Source organism: Aquimarina rhodophyticola (assembly GCF_042434915.1).
GTDB lineage: Bacteria > Bacteroidota > Bacteroidia > Flavobacteriales > Flavobacteriaceae > Aquimarina.
Window position 1 is genome coordinate 2,290,542 of record NZ_CP170198.1, and the last position, 19,190, is coordinate 2,309,731.

The 19,190-nt window shown below is 33.9% G+C and carries 21 protein-coding genes; 16 read left to right on the forward strand and 5 right to left on the reverse strand.

From position 1 onward, the window contains the following. Positions 1-696: 696 nt before the first annotated feature. The gene (locus tag ACE939_RS09930; RefSeq protein ID WP_378185373.1) at positions 697-1,326 is read right to left on the reverse strand and encodes a 7-carboxy-7-deazaguanine synthase QueE; all 630 of its coding nucleotides are present in this window, start codon (positions 1,324-1,326) and stop codon (positions 697-699) included. A gap of 60 nt (positions 1,327-1,386) precedes the next feature. Then, a complete protein-coding gene (locus ACE939_RS09935; RefSeq protein WP_378185375.1) occupies positions 1,387-1,839 on the reverse strand; it encodes a RidA family protein in 453 nt (150 codons plus the stop codon). Between the two features lie 99 nt (positions 1,840-1,938). Here ACE939_RS09935 and ACE939_RS09940 point away from each other — a divergent pair, with 99 nt between their 5' ends. The 9 genes from ACE939_RS09940 to ACE939_RS09980 all read left to right on the forward strand — a co-directional run bounded on the left by ACE939_RS09940 (position 1,939) and on the right by ACE939_RS09980 (position 10,240). Then, positions 1,939-3,468: a helicase HerA-like domain-containing protein gene (locus ACE939_RS09940; protein ID WP_378185377.1), complete on the forward strand. Its 1,530-nt coding sequence runs from the start codon at positions 1,939-1,941 to the stop codon at positions 3,466-3,468. Positions 3,469-3,473: 5 nt separating this feature from the next. Further along, positions 3,474-4,043: a hypothetical protein gene (locus ACE939_RS09945; protein ID WP_378185379.1), complete on the forward strand. Its 570-nt coding sequence runs from the start codon at positions 3,474-3,476 to the stop codon at positions 4,041-4,043. Positions 4,044-4,047: 4 nt separating this feature from the next. Then, entirely contained in the window at positions 4,048-4,422 is a 375-nt protein-coding gene (locus ACE939_RS09950) for a cupin domain-containing protein (protein WP_378185381.1), read from the forward strand. Between the two features lie 13 nt (positions 4,423-4,435). After that, positions 4,436-5,251 (forward strand): alpha/beta fold hydrolase, encoded by an 816-nt coding sequence (locus ACE939_RS09955; RefSeq protein ID WP_378185383.1) that lies wholly within the window; start codon positions 4,436-4,438, stop codon positions 5,249-5,251. An 84-nt stretch (positions 5,252-5,335) separates the two neighbouring features. Then, positions 5,336-6,202: a 23S rRNA pseudouridine(2604) synthase RluF gene (gene rluF, locus ACE939_RS09960; RefSeq protein WP_378185385.1), complete on the forward strand. Its 867-nt coding sequence runs from the start codon at positions 5,336-5,338 to the stop codon at positions 6,200-6,202. 180 nt (positions 6,203-6,382) lie between these two features. Next, positions 6,383-6,811: a VOC family protein gene (locus ACE939_RS09965; protein WP_378185387.1), complete on the forward strand. Its 429-nt coding sequence runs from the start codon at positions 6,383-6,385 to the stop codon at positions 6,809-6,811. A gap of 167 nt (positions 6,812-6,978) precedes the next feature. Next, the gene (locus ACE939_RS09970) at positions 6,979-7,800 is read left to right on the forward strand and encodes a hypothetical protein (RefSeq protein WP_378185389.1); all 822 of its coding nucleotides are present in this window, start codon (positions 6,979-6,981) and stop codon (positions 7,798-7,800) included. Between the two features lie 120 nt (positions 7,801-7,920). Next, entirely contained in the window at positions 7,921-8,850 is a 930-nt protein-coding gene (locus ACE939_RS09975) for a sterol desaturase family protein (RefSeq protein ID WP_378185391.1), read from the forward strand. Between the two features lie 25 nt (positions 8,851-8,875). Beyond that, complete coding sequence (locus ACE939_RS09980; protein ID WP_378185393.1) at positions 8,876-10,240, forward strand: aldehyde dehydrogenase family protein; 1,365 nt, start codon at positions 8,876-8,878, stop codon at positions 10,238-10,240. Between the two features lie 14 nt (positions 10,241-10,254). Here ACE939_RS09980 and ACE939_RS09985 read toward each other — a convergent pair whose 3' ends face one another. After that, a complete protein-coding gene (locus tag ACE939_RS09985) occupies positions 10,255-11,607 on the reverse strand; it encodes an FAD-dependent oxidoreductase (protein WP_378185395.1) in 1,353 nt (450 codons plus the stop codon). Positions 11,608-11,921: 314 nt separating this feature from the next. Between ACE939_RS09985 and ACE939_RS09990 the strand changes: the two genes are divergently transcribed. From ACE939_RS09990 to ACE939_RS10020, 7 genes are all read left to right on the forward strand, one after another. Next, positions 11,922-13,031 (forward strand): alkene reductase, encoded by a 1,110-nt coding sequence (locus ACE939_RS09990; protein WP_378185397.1) that lies wholly within the window; start codon positions 11,922-11,924, stop codon positions 13,029-13,031. Positions 13,032-13,200: 169 nt separating this feature from the next. Further along, positions 13,201-13,833 (forward strand): flavin reductase family protein, encoded by a 633-nt coding sequence (locus ACE939_RS09995; protein ID WP_378185399.1) that lies wholly within the window; start codon positions 13,201-13,203, stop codon positions 13,831-13,833. 110 nt (positions 13,834-13,943) lie between these two features. After that, the gene (locus ACE939_RS10000; RefSeq protein ID WP_378185401.1) at positions 13,944-14,099 is read left to right on the forward strand and encodes a lmo0937 family membrane protein; all 156 of its coding nucleotides are present in this window, start codon (positions 13,944-13,946) and stop codon (positions 14,097-14,099) included. Positions 14,100-14,123: 24 nt separating this feature from the next. Continuing rightward, complete coding sequence (locus ACE939_RS10005; RefSeq protein ID WP_378185403.1) at positions 14,124-14,255, forward strand: hypothetical protein; 132 nt, start codon at positions 14,124-14,126, stop codon at positions 14,253-14,255. A 184-nt stretch (positions 14,256-14,439) separates the two neighbouring features. Continuing rightward, positions 14,440-15,018 carry a Crp/Fnr family transcriptional regulator gene (locus ACE939_RS10010; protein WP_378185405.1) on the forward strand — a complete coding sequence of 193 codons (579 nt, stop codon included), beginning with the start codon at positions 14,440-14,442 and terminating at the stop codon, positions 15,016-15,018. Between the two features lie 113 nt (positions 15,019-15,131). Beyond that, the gene (locus ACE939_RS10015) at positions 15,132-15,824 is read left to right on the forward strand and encodes a type 1 glutamine amidotransferase domain-containing protein (RefSeq protein ID WP_378185407.1); all 693 of its coding nucleotides are present in this window, start codon (positions 15,132-15,134) and stop codon (positions 15,822-15,824) included. Between the two features lie 96 nt (positions 15,825-15,920). Continuing rightward, positions 15,921-16,631 (forward strand): hypothetical protein, encoded by a 711-nt coding sequence (locus ACE939_RS10020; RefSeq protein ID WP_378185408.1) that lies wholly within the window; start codon positions 15,921-15,923, stop codon positions 16,629-16,631. A gap of 67 nt (positions 16,632-16,698) precedes the next feature. On the opposite strand, the gene ACE939_RS10025 is transcribed toward ACE939_RS10020, so the two are convergent. Together ACE939_RS10025 and ACE939_RS10030 are read right to left on the reverse strand one after the other, a co-directional pair. Further along, positions 16,699-17,397 (reverse strand): DUF2490 domain-containing protein, encoded by a 699-nt coding sequence (locus ACE939_RS10025; RefSeq protein WP_378185410.1) that lies wholly within the window; start codon positions 17,395-17,397, stop codon positions 16,699-16,701. A gap of 279 nt (positions 17,398-17,676) precedes the next feature. Further along, positions 17,677-19,134, reverse strand: coding sequence for an amidohydrolase family protein (locus ACE939_RS10030; RefSeq protein WP_378185412.1), 1,458 nt, complete (start codon positions 19,132-19,134; stop codon positions 17,677-17,679). Between the last annotated feature and the right edge of the window lie 56 nt (positions 19,135-19,190).

Genomic DNA, 19,190 nt, shown 5'->3' on the forward strand with positions numbered 1-19,190 from the left:
TTAGATCCACAATCAGTATTCCGTAAAAAATTTTCATAAGCTTTTGATTTATAATTTGTTATTTCAAAGATAACGCACAACTTGTAAATTATAAAATGATTTAACAACGCTATACTAACTTTTAGACACAGTACTTATTAAAATCGACCAACTCCCAAAATTTTCTTATTATACTACAAAAATTTTACAATAAACCTACAAAAAAGTTAAGATTTACAGGGGGTTATCCCCCTTATTGTAAGAGATTGCCTCCATTTAAAACTTTAAAAGACTACTAAAATTTGAAAAAACGTCAAATCTAGTAGTCTTGTTAGAGAAAATTAAAAAATTTCTATTTCTTAAAGGTAATCACCCTTTATTTTCGAATTGCATAACTAGATGCCCTTGGTAAACCTTTTAGAAATTCTAAAATATTTTTAAAATTAAGCCCGAAATGTGTAAAAAAATACCCCATAATAAATTGATTATAAATTAACTGTATTAAGTTAACACCAATTTACAAAACAATCAAGTAGTGGGCTATGACGTAAGGAATTTTTGGATGTACCTCTTCATATATTCGATCAAAATACTATTGAGTTCTTCAGTATTTGACCTAAAAAGAAGAGTATTCCTACATTTTGGATGAGTTTTTCTTGCAGAATTAAATAATTTTATGTTAAATTTTTAACATTATATAATTTTTTCGCCTATGTTTTAAGGTATGTTAAGATATTTATGAGTTTGCAAAGAAACTTTCCATTGCGGATTTTTCATAACAAAATCTACAATCATGGGAATCATTTTTTCGCGAACACTCCATTCTGGTTGTAAATAGAGAATACATTCATTTGAGACTTTGAGCGCTTGCTCTTGTGCAAATGCAAAATCACTTTTATTATAAATGATACATTTAAGTTCATTTGCTTTGTCATAGATCTCTTCTGTCGGCAGTTTCATTTTTTTTGGCGAAAGACATATCCAATCCCATTGCCCCGTAAGCTTATAAGCACCAGAGGTTTCAATATGAGTCTTAGCCCCACTGGCTCGTAAACCTTTGGTCAATTCTGTCATATCCCAAGTAAGAGGTTCTCCTCCCGTTACTACCACGACGTTACTATGCTTGAGTGCATTTGAAATAATAATATCAGTTGAGGTAGGAGGGTGTAGCTCTGCATTCCAGCTTTCTTTAACATCACACCAATGGCATCCAACATCACAACCACCGATACGAACAAAATAGGCCGCAGTACCTTTATGAAAACCTTCACCTTGTATTGTGTAAAATTCTTCCATTAATGGAAGCATTTCACCTTTCTCAACTAATTTTTGTACTCTCTCTTGCATAAGTTTGCAAAGGTACATAAGAATAAAGAAATATTAACTAAAAGTATCGTATAGAAATAATTACATTTTTGCTGCTATACATTCAATTTCTATAAGTGCACCAAAAGCCAAATTATTTACTGCAAACGTTGTCCTGGCAGGTTTTTGAGGTAAATATTGCTTATAAATTTCATTCATTACTGCAAAATCCTCTATATTTTTTAAAATTACAGTGCATTTCACTATTTGATCCATGGTCATTTGGTGATGTGTCAAAACGGCCTTAATATTTTCTAGAGTTTGTTTTGTTTCTGCCTCAATACCACCCTCAACGATTTTGCGTGTTTTATGATCCATCCCAATTTGACCCGATAAAAAAAACAGATTATCTACTGCTACAATGTCCGAAAAAGGAGCCTTTGTTTTGTTTACCTCATGGCTTGTAAAGAATGTAACGTTATCAACTTCGCTTTTACATGACACAAAACTACAACTACTCCCTATTAGTAATAAAAAACCACACAATAATCTCATGTCACTATACCGCTTATTAATAAAACACTAGATTAAAATTAATTATAAATTTCGATAGAAAGCGTAAGATCCCTATTTTTATCAAAATTTAAATTTATTATGAGCAACAAAGCGTCATTTATTGAACATATAAATAGAGGATACACTACCAAAGGTGAATACATAACATTAGGTGCTGCGATTCATGAAGGAATTACTGAAGGCGATGCTCATATTAAAATACCTTTGAAAACCTTAAATAGGCATGGATTAATAGCTGGTGCTACTGGAACAGGAAAAACCAAAACTCTACAAGTACTTGCCGAGAATTTGAGTGAACAAGGTATCCCTGTACTCTTAATGGATATTAAAGGAGACCTTAGCGGAATTGCAGCTGCCAGCCCAGGGCATCCCAAGATTGATCAGCGTCACTCATTAATTAATATTCCTTTTGAATCCAAAAAATTTCCAGTAGAGATTTTATCCCTCTCAGAGCAAGAAGGCGTAAGACTGAAGGCTACAGTAAGTGAGTTTGGACCGGTATTATTATCTCGAATTTTGGATGTAACCGAGACACAAGCAGGAATCATATCAATCATCTTTAAATATTGTGATGATAATCATCTTCCATTGCTCGATCTTAAAGATTTAAAGAAGGTACTACAATTCTCTACCAGAGAAGGTAAAGAAGCATTGGAGAAAGATTATGGAAGAATTTCAACCGCATCAACAGGCGCGATTTTGCGTAAAATAGTTGCGTTAGAACAGCAAGGTGCCGACCTTTTTTTTGGTGAACGATCTTTTGATGTACAAGACTTATGTAGGGTGAATGACGAAGGTAGGGGTTTTATTAATATTTTACGATTAACAGATATCCAAGATAAACCTAAGCTTTTTTCAACATTCATGTTAAGTTTATTGGCAGAAATATATGGCACGTTTCCTGAGCAGGGTGATACAGGTAGACCCGAACTTATCATTTTTTTGGATGAAGCTCATTTAATTTTTAAAGAAGCATCTAACGCTCTAATGGATCAGATAGAGAGTATTGTAAAATTAATTCGATCCAAAGGAGTAGGACTTTATTTTGTAACTCAAAACCCGACAGATGTTCCCGATGGTATATTAGGACAATTAGGGTTGAAAATACAACACTCCTTAAGAGCATTTACGGCAAAGGATCGTAAAGCAATCAAATTAACAGCGGAGAATTACCCCATATCAGAGTTTTATGACACCAAAGAAATTTTAACTTCTTTAGGTATAGGAGAAGCATTAGTATCAGCACTTGACGAAAAAGGAAGACCCACGCCTTTGGCAGCTACCATGCTGCGTGCACCCATGAGTAGAATGGATATTTTAACGCCAAATGAGCTTACTGCCCTCATCGCTACTTCAAAACTTACCAAAAAATATAATGAGATCATCGATAGAGAAAGTGCTTATGAAATTCTTTCAGAAAAAATAGCACTCGCCGAGGCCGAAGAAGCAAAAACATCTGCTAAAAAAGAACGTAAAAAATTAGAAAAAACAACCACTAGAGCATCCTCTAATAAAACTAGTGCCACAGAAAAGGCAATAATTAAGGTCTTAACAAGTGCCACATTTATAAGAGGAGCATTGGGGGTTCTCAATAAACTACTAAAATAAACCCTATGAAATGTATAAAAATTTTAATGACAATATTTTGTTTCTATCTTTTTGGTTGCAATAAAACTACGCAAACTAATAACTTTGCTTTTGATAAAGATGCCGTAGGTAAATTAACCTCAAAAACGTTGATCTCTGCAATTGACTCTCTATACCCTACAGATTCAATTGTCAAAAGAAATAGCAACAATGCCTTTTTATCCAGTAACGGCGAAATTGAGATCTTCGATGCATCAGGTGATAAATTGCTAATAATCGAACCTACATCAAAAAGCACCGAAACCAACACCATAAAAAGTATACAGATCATTGACCCCCGTTTTACTACAAAAAATGGTATCTCAATTGCGAGTACTTTCAAAGAACTTAAAGAAGCCTTCCCTATTTCTAAAATAAATAATACCCTGAGTACTGCGGTGGTTTTTATTGATAGCTTGAATGCCTATGTAACCATTGATAAAAAATTTCTACCTATTGCCTATCGCAATAATACAGATCTTAAAATTGAAGCCAACAGTATCGCAGATTCTGCCAAGATCAAACATTTTTGGATTCAGTGGAACGACATCAAATAATATTATGATGAAAAAAAAATTCGAAATTCAGCGATCTCCATTCATAGTACCTACAGATGATGGTAAGGTTATAAAAGAGCATTTTGGAGCAGTAACTAATAAAGACAATGAGCTAAGCTTAGCACATATGATTGCGCCGCCTAAATGGTCAGAACCTTTTCAAACTCCTGATTTTGATGAGTACACTTTTATAATTAAAGGAAAAAAGCAATTTACGATAGAGGATGAAGTTATTGTTTTACGGGCTGGAGAATCTATCAAAATTGAGAAAGGCACCAAAATACAATACGCCAATCCTTTTGATGAGCCATGTGAATACATATCAATATGCAGACCAGCTTTTACCATAGAACACGTACACCGAGAAGATGAAAAGTAAAATAATAGCATACATGCCAATACTTATAGGCAAGCGATTGAAATTACTTTTTAAGATTTCACCCAATAAAGCTTTGCGTAAGGCTTTTATTTTATTTTGCACACCTCGCAAAGGAGCGGTCCTTCCTGATCAAGTTGACTTTCTAGATGCTGCCGAAGATGAGATTGTGACAGTCAACGATATTTTTTTACAAACGTATCGATGGCAAGGTACCGAAGATACTATTTTATTAGTTCATGGCTGGGAAAGTAATACACATCGATGGAAAAAACTTATACAAACCTTACAAAAAGAAAAGTATACAATTATAGCTTTTGATGCACCTGCTCATGGTTATAGCTCTGGAACTATATTAAATGTACCGTTATATGCAGAATGCCTAAAAAAGATAGTTGACTTATACCGACCTAATCACATTATTGGACACTCTGTTGGTGGTATGTGCACTGCATTTTATCAATACACATATCAAAATCCAGAAGTAGATAAACTAATTCTACTTGCTCCGCCATCAGAACTAACATTAATAATGAAAGGTTACCAAAGAACCTTACGCCTTCCCGATCGTTTTATGGAAGCTTTGGACGATTATTTTAAAAATCGTTTTGGTTACAAATTCAAAGAGTTTTCAATCGCCCAATTTTCAAAAAAGATACAAAACAAAGGTCTGTTAATACATGATAAATTTGATGATATTGCCCCCTACTCAGCCGCCATTGCTATCAACGAAAACTGGCAGAATGGTACGTTAATAACTACAGAAAATTATGGGCATTCATTGTTCAATGACACTATAGATGAGCACATCGTAAATTTTATTAACTCTTGATATAAAATCTATTCAAAACTATAGGTCGAATATTGTAAAACTACTATATCTTGGATACTTTAAATTTTATAAGCACCTTTGCATGTGGAAAATTCTAAAAACATACGTCTTAACAAATACTTAAGTGAAATAGGCTATTGCTCACGTCGAGAAGCCGACAAATTAATTGATCAAGGTCGGGTAACTGTTAATGAAAAACTACCTGAGATGGGTACAAAAATCAATATAGAGGACGTAGTTAGAGTTGATGGAGAACTTGTACAGAAGAAAGAAGCTACTCATGTCTACATTGCATTAAATAAACCTGTGGGAATCGTTTGTACTACAGCAGAGCAAGAAAAAGACAATATTATCAACTTCATGAATTATCCGCGTAGAATCTTTCCTATTGGACGCTTAGATAAACCTAGTGAAGGTTTGATATTGCTTACAAGTGATGGAGATATTGTGAATAAAATCCTGCGTGCAAGAAACAATCACGAAAAAGAATATATCGTTACTGTAGATAAACTAATCAATCCTCTTTTTATTAAAAGAATGGGTAGTGGTATCCCTATCTTAGACACTATCACTCGCAACTGTGAAGTTGAGCAACTAAGTAAATATGAATTCAGGATTGTATTAACCCAAGGTTTAAATCGTCAAATTCGAAGAATGTGTGAATATTTAGGATATGAGGTAATTAAACTAAAACGAATTCGTATCATGAATATTAAGCTGTCCACTCCTGTAGGCGAGTGGCGCTATCTCACTCCCGAAGAAATGGAAGTACTATATAATGATATAAAAGACTCTGGAAAAACTGAAAAATATTCTATTCAAGAAAAAAAATCTTCTTCTAAACATTCAAAATTTTCTCGAAAAGAAAAGTTTCAACAGAAAAACAATAAAAAAAAATCTGCTTCAAGCGCGCCTTCGCGCTCCCGTACTCGCAAAGATCGACCAAAGTAACATTCAATCTTTGCTAAAATCTAGAATATTATGTGTCTAATAGTTAATATTTCTTTTCATCTTTATATCTTATACTTACAAACATTCAATACTCAAAAATTAAGATGGTGCAAGCATACACCATTAGAAAAAAATACTAATTAAAAACTGTATTACACAACAATCAATAAAAACTTATACATGAACAAATTAAGTCCTTTTCATTTGGCCATTCCCGTTTCAAACCTTCAAGCGGCAAGAACATTTTATAGTTCTATACTTAATTTGGAAGAAGGAAGAAGTAGTGACGAATGGGTTGATTACAATTTTTTTGGTCACCAACTAGTTATACATTACACCCCGGATCCTAGTAAGCACGCCTCCAAAGATCATAGTGAGGTTGACGGAAAACAGGTGCCAGTTCCACATTTTGGGATTGTTTTGGATTGGGATCTTTGGCATGAATTTTCGGATCAGCTCAAAGAAAAAAAAATAAAATTTGAAATTGAACCCCATATCAGGTTTAAAGGAAAAGTTGGAGAACAGGCTACTATGTTTTTCTATGATCCATCGGGAAATGCGTTAGAGTTTAAATCGTTTAAAGACAAAAACCAGATTTTTGCTAAATAAATTCGAATAACGTCAACTTTTATCCGATTAAAGACAAGCCCCTATCTTACTCAATAACAGTATTTTTAGTATCTTACACGCTGTATTTATCATTAAATTTATCCCCTAAAAATTGAGATAATTACTTAATATTCGTGTAATGTACAACCTCCTACAAAGAAAGTATTATGAAAAGGGAAATCCTTCTTTGTATAGTTATTTTATTGTATTGTTTTAGTTGTAAAAATTCTCAAAAAGAGAATGAATCTCTCTATATTGAAATTGAAAATTTAAAAACCTTACTTGCTGAGTGTCGACTCTCGCCTGCAGAACTTTTACAACAAGCAAATGAATACTATGATGGACAGAATTTGAAAGCTTCAAAAACCAAGTTACTGTCTTTACTTACAAAATATCCAAATGCTAATGAGAGTACCAAAGCAAGAATCTTACTAAAAAAAGTTAATGACGAAATCATTAAACGTAAAAATCAATTTTCACCACTTTCAGGTAAGCGTTTACAACGTATTTTGGAAGAAATGGTCAAAAAACACGATATTTTAAGCGCAACAGATTGGTACTATGACAAATCCTCATCTCAAGATAAAACAGAAAATTTGCTATTTGCGTATGTGGGGCAAAAGAAACGAACGGTACCCCAATTACATTATACTATCAATCATTACACAAAAAATGATTGGTTGTTTATAGAACATATAATCATTGATGCCGATGGCAAAATTTATAATTTAGAAGAACAAAAACTTGGTATGTTCGAGACTAGTGAGGTCTCTGGAGGTATGCGAGAGTGGTTTAACAAGCGTTGTTCTTCAAACGAAATCAAAATGTTGCACGATATTGCCACAAGTTCCAAAACAAAAATTAGATATATAGGAAAACGAAGGATGGATGAGCGAGTGGTCTCATCCTCAGAGAAAGAATCTCTACAACGTATCTTAGGCCTCTACGAATCTCTTGGAGGTAAACTAGAAGGTACTATTATTCCTTAATCTAATGTTTGGATTCGATTTTACGTTAAAATTACAGCCTTTTTGAGCAATACCGCTTATTTCATGGCTATTCTTAAAAATAATATTTATATTTTGCTGCATATTTAAAATACTTATTAAATGGACTTTACAAACCCCCTTGTCTATGGAGTGCCTTGTTTTTTGGGATTAATTCTATTAGAATTAACGTACAGTAAAACACACGATGCTCATAAAGATCTCTACAATTGGAAAGATTTATCAGCAAGTTTAACTATGGGAATAGGATCTGCACTTCTAGCCCCGCTTATCAAAACAATATCTGCTATTGTCATATTTAATTATGTGTATGAGGTTTTTAATCCTGAGGTGAATGGTGTTAGAACCAACATTATGGGATGGGAATCATTTGGATACGCTTGGTATGTATGGATAATTTGTCAACTATTGGATGATTTCACTTATTATTGGTTTCATCGTCAAAACCATATGGTTAGAGCGTTATGGGCTGCACACATTGTGCATCATTCATCAGATAATTTTAACCTAGGAACCGCGGTACGTAATGGTTGGTTTACCATCCTATACAAACCTTTGTTCTATATGTGGTTACCAGCATTAGGTTTTCCGCCCGCAATGGTAGTAGTTTGTTTAGGTATTGAGGCTTTATGGCAATTTCAATTACACTCTGTCTATGTACCCAAAATGGGAATTATAGAAAAAGTGTTTAACACCCATACAATGCACCAAGTACATCATGCAAAAAACCTCGAATACATGGATAAAAATCACGGAGGTTTTTTAAACATATTTGATAAAATATTTGGAACTTGGAAAGAACTAGATGAAACTATCGAGGTTGAGTACGGAGTTACCCATGCACCAAACTCATACAATCCTTGGGTAATCCTTACGCATGAATATAAAGATATATGGAAAGATACCAAACGATCAAAAAACTGGTATCATAAATTTATGTACATATTTGGACCTCCAGGTTGGAGTCACGATGGAAGCACTCAAACAGTAAAACAAATGCAGAGAGCTCTAAAAAAACAAGAATCCGTGTAATAGTACCGAAAAAACTTACGAACCTATGGGATATCAAACACTAGTTGACGCACAGTATACTTTTTTTAATACGAACGCAACCAAAGATATCCTGTTTAGAAAAAAGGCACTTAAACGGCTAAAAAATGTTTTAAAAGAAAACGAAGAAATTCTTTATGAAGCAATTTTTAAAGATTTTAAAAAGTCTAAATTTGAAACTTATGTGACCGAACTTGCGCTGGTTTATAGTGAAATTGATGTAGCTCTTAAAAACCTAAATAATTGGTCGAGTAAGAGGAGGATTAGAACCAGTCTTGCAAATTTTCCTGCCAAGAGTTATATCATCGCAGAACCTCTGGGTGTTTCTTTAGTAATTGGCGCATGGAACTACCCTTATCAACTATCACTAGCACCTGCCGTAGCTGCGTTAGCAGCCGGCTGTACAGTAATTTTGAAACCTAGTGAGATTGCTGTACATACCTCAAGCACGATTGCTCAACTTATCAATAAAAATTTTGACGCTAATTTTTTTACTGTTATTGAAGGCGGTGTTAGTGAAACAACTGAATTATTATCGCATAAGTTTGATAAAATATTTTTTACAGGAAGTGTGGCTGTGGGTAAAATAATATACAAAGCTGCAGCAGAACATTTAACTCCAGTAACACTAGAGCTTGGAGGAAAAAGTCCTGCTATTATCTCAAAACATGTTCATCTAAAAAACACAGCAAAACGATTAGTTTGGGCAAAATTTCTAAATGCTGGACAGACATGTATCGCTCCAGATTATGTGCTTGTACAAAATAGTATAAAAGAAAAATTTGTACATGCAATTATTGATGAAATTAAAGCGGCTGCATACGCTATAGATCACGATAATTACACTCAAATAATCGATGTTAAAAATTATATACGACTCAAACAATTTATTAGTAAAGAAACTTTGTATTATGGTGGTAAAACAGATGATGATGAACGTATAATTTACCCTACCCTGCTCACTAATATCGAGTTTAACCATCCTGTTATGCAGGAGGAAATTTTTGGACCTATATTACCAATAATTAGCTATGAAACTATGAGTGAAGCCATTGAGATGGTCAAAAAACTTCCAAAACCACTCGCTTGCTATGTATTTACCAGAAGAAAAAAGGAAAAAGAAATGGTTTTAAACAAGCTCTCATTTGGCGGAGGCTCTATTAATGATGCAATTATGCATGTAACTGAACAAAATCTACCTTTTGGAGGCGTAGGTAATAGTGGCATGGGAAACTATCATGGTAAATCGGGATTTGATGCATTCTCACACCATAAAAGCATACTAGAAAAAACGTTTTTGTTTGAACCAAACTTAAAGTATGCTCCATACTCCAATTTAAAGCTGAAATTAATAAAATGGCTTATTAAATAGTTACCAATTACATCCTACTTTTCATCTAGTAACTTCAAAATAAACATCTCTGTTTCAGGTGAATTCCACGTTTTATGTATCTCAGGTCGTTGCATTACATGCTCCATAATTTCCGCTTGACGGTTACCAATTTTTAAAGCATCTGCATAGGGATTGTTTGTAAAAGTAACTCGAGAATACAAAGGCAACCATTTATCAGGATGTTTTTCAGAAAAATGTTTTTCAATTTTCTTACGAAGCAGAAAATTAGCATCGGCTGTTTTGCTACTCATCTCCATAAAATTACGATAAGAAAGTTCGGTTATGGCATCTGTGTTGGGTTTACGCGATGATTGGTACTGTTCAAAAATTTGGTGCCAATCTTCTTTACCTTCTTCAAACTTCTCTATAATTTCATTCAAAATAAATATGTCCTCAAACCCTGCATTCATACCTTGTCCATAAAAAGGTACAACCGCATGGGCAGAATCACCTATTAAGGCAACTTTATCCCAGTACGTCCAAGGGTAACATTTGATAGTAACCAAAGCACTTGTAGGATTAGTATTAAAATCTTGCACCAAGGTGGGCATTAAATCAAGTGTATCGGGAAAATAAATTTTCCAAAAATCTAATAGTGCTTGATCAGAATCTAATTGCTCAAAAGAATTTTCACCCTCATGTGGCATAAATAAGGTACAAGTAAAACTACCATCTAGATTAGGTAAGGCAATCAACATAAAGTTACCTCTTGGCCAAATGTGTAATGAATTTTTATCCAGTTTGTAGCTACCATCCTCGTTGGGTGGAATACCTAACTCTTTATATCCTGCATCTAGGAAATCTTGAGAGTAGTCAAAACGACTACGACGTTGCATTTTATGCCTTACCCGAGAAAATGCTCCGTCACAACCAAAAATCATGTCGTAAGAGTATTCTGTCCAAGCTCCCTTCTCGGTATCCCCTGTAAAGATTTTTGCAGACGGTAGATCTACATCCCACACTTTTTCATTAAATCTAAATTCGACACCCTCATTCTCTGCTAAGGTGATCATTTTTCGATTTAGAACACCGCGCGAAATCGAATAGATAGCCTCACCCGCTTTACCGTAGTGTTGATCATACGTATCTTCTCCAACTACGTGCATGGTTCGTTTATGCATAGGAATGGAAAGCTTTCTAATTTCGTCACCTACACCTACCTTATCCAAAGCGTTCCAACCCCTAACACTCATTGCCAAATTAATTGACCGACCACTAAACTGTATTTGTCTTATATCAGGACGGCGATCAAATACGGTTACCTTAAAGTTGCGACGACGTAAATAAATAGCTAATAATGAACCTACTAGACCACTTCCTACAATTGCAATATTTTTTGTTTGCATATATACTACATTCTTAACTTCCGAAAAATTGACAAGAATTCACCTAAGAACTCGAGTTTTAATGCTTTCGGAAAACATTGATAGTTTAAAAACGATAGCTATACAAACATTAAAACCTTCAGTAAAAATAACAATAATTAGCAAAGCGTTTCCCATTAACAGGAAAATAACGAACAATAAAAAGTATTTTATAAGGATGTTAACAGAGGTTGGATAGATGATATTCTAATTTTAGAGAAAATTAAAATTGCTTACTACTGTTCCTGAAAGTTTTAGGAAAGACAGAAAAATCATTAATCTTATAAAAAATTATTATGAAAACGAATCAACCGCTATTAGAAACCTATCGCATGGGTGACTTACTACTAAAGAATAGAGTTGTTATGGCACCTATGACCAGAAATCGTGCAACGAATCAAGGCAATGTGCCTACAGATATTCATCAAGAATATTACAAACAACGTGCTGGTGCTGGATTATTGATTACTGAAGGTTCACAAGTATCTGAGCGAGCAGTTGGCTATATAAATACACCTGGTATACATTCTCAAGAACAGGTAGAAGGTTGGAAAAAAGTTACTGAAGCTGTGCATCAAGAAAATGGCAAAATTTTTATTCAACTATGGCATTGCGGTCGTATCTCACATCCAAAATTTCATAAAGGCGCATTACCATTAGCCCCAAGTGCTGTAAATCCAGATGCACAGGCCTATACAAATGATGGCTTTGAAGCAACCGTGACTCCAAAAGAAATGACACTTGATGAAATAAAAAAAACAATACAAGAATTTAAGCATGCAGCCATAAATGCTAAAGATGCTGGATTTGATGGTATCGAAATTCACTCTTCTAATGGCTACTTGTTTCATCAGTTTTTCAATAAAAATGCTAATACTCGTACTGATGCCTACGGCGGAAGTATTGAAAAAAGAGCTCGCTTTTTATTTGATGTATTGGACGAAGTAAAAACGGTTTTTCCTGAAAATCGCATCGGAGTCCGCTTAAACCCATCGTTACATGAGTCGTTTGGAATTGTTGCCACCGAAGAGACTATTCCAACTTTTGATTATATTGTAGAGCGTCTTAATCGTTACGATTTAGCATACCTTCATTTATCCGAGCCCTTTACAGATGTAAGCGATGTACCCTTTTTGGTAACAAATATTGCTGAGCATTATCGTCCACGATATAATGGTACTTTGATGATCAATAACGGGTTTACTCAAGAATCAGGAAATAAGGTTCTTCAAAATAAACTGGCAGATTTGGTCGCTTTTGGAAAACTATTTATATCAAACCCTGACTTGCCTACTCGTTTTGCATTAAATGCACCCATGGCAGATTGGAATGAGGATTTGTTTTACGCTTCGACCAAAGAGGGTTATATTGATTATCCATCATATACAGAAACTGTAGAGAACTAATATATAAACTTTAATACTATACAAGCTTAAAATTAAAGCCTATACTTTTTGAACAACACTATGGTGTACAATGCACGCTGTGTAACACCTACAGATTTAAAATACCCCCGTCTTTAATATAAGTCGTATACTTGTTTGAGAACATCTTTAATTTTAAGCTTCTTTACTTATGATACATTACTCACGTGCACAATTATCTCAAAATTCTTCACGATTTAATGCTAATTTGATTAATTCGTGTGTAGGTTACAAATCTTGTAATATCATAGCGACCACTGCTACTACAGGAATTACCAATGCTGCTATTTTTAATTCGGTCATACACCTTGGGAGCAATCCTCCTATATTAGGATTTATAATGAGACCGCTTACAGTTGCTCGTCACACATATACTAACATTAAGGATACTCAATTTTTTACCGTAAATCATGTTACCAAAGAACTTGCACTGGATGCCCATCAAACTGCGGCTAAATATGAAGTGGAAGAATCAGAATTTTCTCATACAAATTTGGAAGAAGAATATCTTAACAACTTTGCAGCACCTTTTGTAAAAAATAGTCCTGTGCGATTAGCATGTAAGTATCTTAATGAGTACAAAATAAAAGAAAATGGAACTATTTTAATGTTAGGAAGTATCGAACATATATACCTTGATAACGATCTAATTGATACCAAAGGTCATGTATTATTAGAAAACTCGGGAACGGTTGCATCTATTGGATTAGACGGTTATGCGCTACCCGAATTGCTGTACCGTCTTAGTTATGCACAACCTAATACAAAAATAAAAAAGCTATAAGTACTAGTATAACAATCCTTTAACTTGAAACCGTTAAATACAGTTAAATGTAAATCAATTTTATTACATGAAAGTTACTTTAGATGTAACTAATCAAAACAAATAACAATATGAGAGATTTAATTTGGCTAATTGTGGTAATACTAATTATTGGATGGCTTGTTGGATATTTTGCTTTTCCAAGTTTAGGAAGTATCATTCACATACTACTAGTATTAGCAGTAATTGCTATTATTTATAGGTTGGCAACTGGACGTAGATTATAAACATTAACGAATAACTTTATTATTATGAAAAAAACACTTTTAGTAATTTTTGCAATGGGCATTCTTGGTACAAGTTTTATCAGTTGCAGAGAAGATAAATCAGTAAAAGACAAAGTTGAAGATGTTGCAGACGATATTGAAGATGCAGTAGATTAATTTTGAAAAAATATAGATAGTAAATACCTCTTTTAAACCATGGTTTAAAAGAGGTATTTTTTTAAAAAAAATTCTTAAAAACAATTACTTCAACTCTACTCATTTTATTTCAGTAATAAAATAAAGGATGTATACATTTTGGTATTTTTGTAAAAGATCACATCTAATTAAAGAGTCTTAAATCATGAGCGCTATTTTAAAAAATCATATTTTCTCACATGTTACCTTAACCGATGATGAGTGGCATCAATTTTCTCTAGCCTTTGAACATATGGTATTAGAAAAAAAACAAAAACTCATTACTACCGGTGATAAAGTAACCTGTGAGTATTTTGTTCTCAAAGGCTGTCTTAAAGCCTATACTACAGACTCTCAAGAAAATCAACATGTGGTACAATTTGCTATCGAGGATTGGTGGATAAGTGATTTTAAAGCTTTTTTTAATGAAGAACGTGCCGAACTCTCAATTGAGTGTCTCGAGAACACAGAGGTTCTAGCAATCAAAAAGAGTGATTTAGAATCGTTGTATCATAAAATCCCGAAATTAGAACGTTTTTTTAGAATCAAACTTACCAATGCCTTTGTCTCGATGCAACACCGCATTTTATCAAGTCTCGAAAAAAATAGTGCCGAACGTTATACAGAGTTTCTAAAAACGTATCCAAATCTCGAACAGCGTATACCTAATTATCTTATCGCAAATTATTTGGGGATAAAACCAGAAAGTCTCAGCAGAATTAGGAAGGCATTAGTAACACCTTAAAAATACATGTTATTTGTAAATCTTAACAAAGATTAACAGGCTAAGATAACATAGATCAATCCTTTAGCTTTTAGTATTTTACGATATTTGTTTAGCAAACAAAATGAAATACTATGAAAAAATTAAATGTACTTTTTATAACGACATCACACGACACTTTAGGTGATACTGGAGAAAAAACTGGAGTTTGGTTAGAGGAGCTCGCAGGACCCTATTATACTTTCATAGATGCGGGTGCATCGATAACCATTGCCTCTCCAAAAGGAGGTGCAGTACCGTTAGACCCAAAAAGTCAAGAAGAGGATTGGTTAACAGAACATACTAGACGTTTTTATGATGACAGTACTGCTACCGAAGCTATTAAGGACACACTAAATATCGCAAATGTTAACCCAGAGCAATATGATGTATTATTTTTCCCTGGTGGACACGGCCCTATGTGGGATATGGGTGATAATCCCGAAATCGCAAAAATTGTAAAAGCCTTTGATGGTGAGCAAAAACCTATTGGTTTAGTTTGTCATGGTGTTGCCGCACTTAAAGGAATTAAAAATGAAGACGGGACTATGTTTGTAAAAGGAAAAAAAGTGACTTCATTTACAAATTCTGAAGAAGAAGCTGTACAACTTACCGATGTAGTACCTTTTTTATTGGAAACCGAATTGATTAATGAAGGTGGTATTTATACAAAAGCAGATGATTGGAATGAATACATAGTTCTTGATGGTAATTTGGTAACTGGACAAAATCCGCAATCCTCAGTTAAAGCTGCCAAGAAATTATTAGAAATGACATCATTAAACTAATATAAGTTTAAGTAGTAATTATTAAAAAAGTACTGAGCACCTTGATTATAATATCAAGAGCGTTCAGTACTTTTACTTTTTAAAACTAACACACCTATGAAATCTTTTTTAACCTTACTCCTAGTTATCGTTGCTATCTCGTGTAACACTACCACCAAACAAGATGAAAGTAGTTCTAACGATACCACAATTACAAAAAATGAAACTGTAAAAATTACTAAAGAACTTACAGAGGCTCAAAAAATCGCAAATGCTTATGGTTATAAGCATTGGGATAGCATACGCGAACTTTCTTTTACATTTAATGTAGATCGCAATGGCAATCATTTTGAGCGATCTTGGTATTGGAACCGTGATAAGGATGAAGTTACTTTACTTTCTCAAAAGGATACCCTAACCTATAACCGATCCAAAGTTGACAGCAGTAGTCAAAAAACAGACCAAGCTTTTGTTAATGATATATATTGGCTGTTAACTCCTTTTAATATTGCTACAGATGAAGGAACTACCGTAAATTATACTACTCAAAAAATAGCACCTATAGGTAAAGATACACTTAATCAATTAACACTTACATATGCTAATGAAAGTGGTGGGTATACCCCAGGAGATGCATATGATTTTTATTACACTAATGATTATCAAATTAAGGAATGGGTTTACCGCGCAAAGAACGGTACCCAAGCTTCAATGATTACCACTTGGGAAAATGAACAAGATTATGAAGGTATCACCATACCCACTGTTCATCAAAACGAGGATAAAACCTTTCAATTATACTTTACCAATATAAGCTTGAAAAAGTAAATTGTTATAAAATAAAAAAGTGTGCATTTAAAGTTTTAAGTGCACACTTTACTTTAGAATATAGTCTTTAAATACTATGATGTACGCTTAGTTGCAGCTGATTTTTATTAATATTATCTGTAGTTTGGTTCATAACGCCAAGTTGTACCTTTAGTCCTTCTTTTATAATATATCCGACCGCGGCGTAAAACCTATTTCTGTCAAAAATTTCAACCGAAACTCCATTACCTATATCGCGTTGACCATTGATAAAAATTTCATTATACAATGCCAAATAAAATGTATTTTTCTTCATTTCTACGGTATTCAAAGCTATGTTTAAGAATAAATTGTACCTGTAGCGCGTTCTAAAATCTTGATTTTCTACAAATCTCTGTTCAAATCTAAACCTGTGATTGGTATAGAATCTTTTTCCAAAACGAACTGGAAATAAAGCTTCTTGATAGATTCGACTTTCTTGACTTGTTGCATTAGATGAACCATAAGTTCCTGTTGTAATATTCCCATATCCAAGAGTAAACTTAATAGCAGCGCTTTTTGGCGCATACGTTAATCCTCCTCTTACTAATAATTGTTCGAGATCACCTCCCAGATCATGATTACGATACTGAATGTCTCCTTGAAGCCCCCAAGAACTTTCTTTAAAGGTGGTGTTAAAAAAATACATATACCAAGCACCCATTTTATCTTCATTAATTTGAGCACTTACTATAGTTGGAAGTATACAATAACTACATACTAAAATTGCCAATACATTCTTTCTCATAACTAGTATTATCTTTTATTTAAAGTGTGAAATTGCTGTTAAGATAGGTTCAAAATTAAGAGTTTTGGAAGGATCTAGTCATCGGTTGACTCATAAAATCTTTATAAAAAACTAGGTTTTCTGCACCTTATGCTTAATGTATGGAACGTTGGACTATCAGTAAACTTCAATATTATCGATCGTATTATTTGTATCTCAATGAAATAAGCTATTAAACAGATCACTTCTATAATAATAAAGGTTTAATGTTAACGTAAAGATATGACCTGCTTTTAAAAATTAATACGCTCTTCGTTCTGCCCACTTAAAATTTTCTTTATTTTTTTCATTGTACTGTGCAAGTTCTGAGAGCATGGTATCCAGTTTCTTTTTGCTAACCCAAGTACCGTTGACAAATACTCCATTGATCGTACGAGTATTATTAATATCTACTAATGGGTTTTTATCTAATAAAATAAGATCTGCATGCTTACCAACCTCCACAGTACCTGTTTCTTTATCGATATCCAACCATTCGGCTGGTAATCGAGTTGCAGATACAAGAGTTTCTTCGGGAGTAAGACCTGCATTCACTAATAAAGATAACTCATCATGAAGGGCAAAACCTGTTACTATTCCTGATGTCCCTGCATCAGTTCCTGCTACCATGGGAACTCCTTTTTCTTTAAAAGCTTTGACTAATTTTTTATGAAAAGAAATGAGACTATCCAAATAGGTTAGAAACTCTGGGCTTGAATGCTTATTATAATTATTAGAAGTCAACCATTTGTCCTGTAAAATTGGATGTACATATTTTAAGGTTTTCATGAATCGAATTGAGTCAAGAGATTGTACTTGATCTCTAATTTTTACAATTGCGATAAGATTAGGAATTACCCAAGTGTTATTGTTCTTTGCCATTTGAGCAAAAGCTATTGCTTCCTTTATAGTTTTATCTTCATTCCTGATCTGTTTAGAAAATTCCTCCGCGTGGGCTACTAAACTAAAATTTGGCACAAATGCTTCTTCGGTTCTCCCCCTGAACGCGTCTGGTATATGCCCAACCACTTTCAAACCTTGTTTCTCAGCTTCATCAATACTAGCGGCAAATGATTCTCGGTTTAACTGAGAATATACCTTAATAAAATTATATCCTTCTGCTTTTGCACTTCGAACAGCTTGTCGTGCATCGGATTCATTCGTTACTGTTCTGCCTCCTTCATTTGGGTCACCCCCATTTATAAGTGCAGCCAACGCCATACGAGGGCCGATTACTTTTCCTTTTGCAATGTCATTTCGTTGTCCAAAATGTTCGACTCTAGCTCCAAGCTCAAAAATTGTCGTTACGCCATTTGCTACATGTGTGGTCATAACCTCTTGTGTGTCCATAAAAACTGTAGCTCCTTGGGTAGGCTTATTACCTTTAAAATTGACATCCGAATTGGTATGCACATGCATATCAATAAGCCCCGGAAGTAACCATTTGTTTGTCCCATCAATTATTTTTGCTCCTTCCGGAATGGCTTCATTTATAGCAACGATTTTCTTATTGTCAATCACAATCGTGGCATTCTCAATAACCGTATTATCCACCGTCATCGGAATGATATTCACATTTTGAATAGCAAAAAGTGTTTCTTGTTTCACTTCTGGATTCTTGGTTATGCTTTCTGAAGTTTTGGATTGACTTGTGCATCCTGTGAGCAGTAGAGAGGCAAAGAAAAGTATGTATATGGCTGCGGTTTTAATTGTAATCATATGGAATAGGTTTAGTAATTAGATGTATTTCTATGTGAATTGTTACAGTTTCTATT

What these genes read in the sequence shown, in the direction of transcription:
- ACE939_RS09930 (WP_378185373.1), bottom strand. Translation starts at nt 1,326, where the DNA reads ATGCAAGAGAGAGTACAAAAATTAGTTGAGAAAGGTGAAATGCTTCCA.
- ACE939_RS09950 (WP_378185381.1), top strand. Translation starts at nt 4,048, where the DNA reads ATGATGAAAAAAAAATTCGAAATTCAGCGATCTCCATTCATAGTACCT.
- ACE939_RS09965 (WP_378185387.1), top strand. Translation starts at nt 6,383, where the DNA reads ATGAACAAATTAAGTCCTTTTCATTTGGCCATTCCCGTTTCAAACCTT.
- ACE939_RS09985 (WP_378185395.1), bottom strand. Translation starts at nt 11,607, where the DNA reads ATGCAAACAAAAAATATTGCAATTGTAGGAAGTGGTCTAGTAGGTTCA.
- ACE939_RS10020 (WP_378185408.1), top strand. Translation starts at nt 15,921, where the DNA reads ATGAAATCTTTTTTAACCTTACTCCTAGTTATCGTTGCTATCTCGTGT.
- ACE939_RS10010 (WP_378185405.1), top strand. Translation starts at nt 14,440, where the DNA reads ATGAGCGCTATTTTAAAAAATCATATTTTCTCACATGTTACCTTAACC.
- ACE939_RS09980 (WP_378185393.1), top strand. Translation starts at nt 8,876, where the DNA reads ATGGGATATCAAACACTAGTTGACGCACAGTATACTTTTTTTAATACG.
- ACE939_RS09970 (WP_378185389.1), top strand. Translation starts at nt 6,979, where the DNA reads ATGAAAAGGGAAATCCTTCTTTGTATAGTTATTTTATTGTATTGTTTT.
- ACE939_RS10000 (WP_378185401.1), top strand. Translation starts at nt 13,944, where the DNA reads ATGAGAGATTTAATTTGGCTAATTGTGGTAATACTAATTATTGGATGG.
- ACE939_RS09990 (WP_378185397.1), top strand. Translation starts at nt 11,922, where the DNA reads ATGAAAACGAATCAACCGCTATTAGAAACCTATCGCATGGGTGACTTA.
- ACE939_RS09975 (WP_378185391.1), top strand. Translation starts at nt 7,921, where the DNA reads ATGGACTTTACAAACCCCCTTGTCTATGGAGTGCCTTGTTTTTTGGGA.
- ACE939_RS09995 (WP_378185399.1), top strand. Translation starts at nt 13,201, where the DNA reads ATGATACATTACTCACGTGCACAATTATCTCAAAATTCTTCACGATTT.
- ACE939_RS09945 (WP_378185379.1), top strand. Translation starts at nt 3,474, where the DNA reads ATGAAATGTATAAAAATTTTAATGACAATATTTTGTTTCTATCTTTTT.
- ACE939_RS10015 (WP_378185407.1), top strand. Translation starts at nt 15,132, where the DNA reads ATGAAAAAATTAAATGTACTTTTTATAACGACATCACACGACACTTTA.
- ACE939_RS10025 (WP_378185410.1), bottom strand. Translation starts at nt 17,397, where the DNA reads ATGAGAAAGAATGTATTGGCAATTTTAGTATGTAGTTATTGTATACTT.
- ACE939_RS09940 (WP_378185377.1), top strand. Translation starts at nt 1,939, where the DNA reads ATGAGCAACAAAGCGTCATTTATTGAACATATAAATAGAGGATACACT.
- ACE939_RS09935 (WP_378185375.1), bottom strand. Translation starts at nt 1,839, where the DNA reads ATGAGATTATTGTGTGGTTTTTTATTACTAATAGGGAGTAGTTGTAGT.
- ACE939_RS10030 (WP_378185412.1), bottom strand. Translation starts at nt 19,134, where the DNA reads ATGATTACAATTAAAACCGCAGCCATATACATACTTTTCTTTGCCTCT.
- ACE939_RS09955 (WP_378185383.1), top strand. Translation starts at nt 4,436, where the DNA reads ATGCCAATACTTATAGGCAAGCGATTGAAATTACTTTTTAAGATTTCA.
- ACE939_RS10005 (WP_378185403.1), top strand. Translation starts at nt 14,124, where the DNA reads ATGAAAAAAACACTTTTAGTAATTTTTGCAATGGGCATTCTTGGTACA.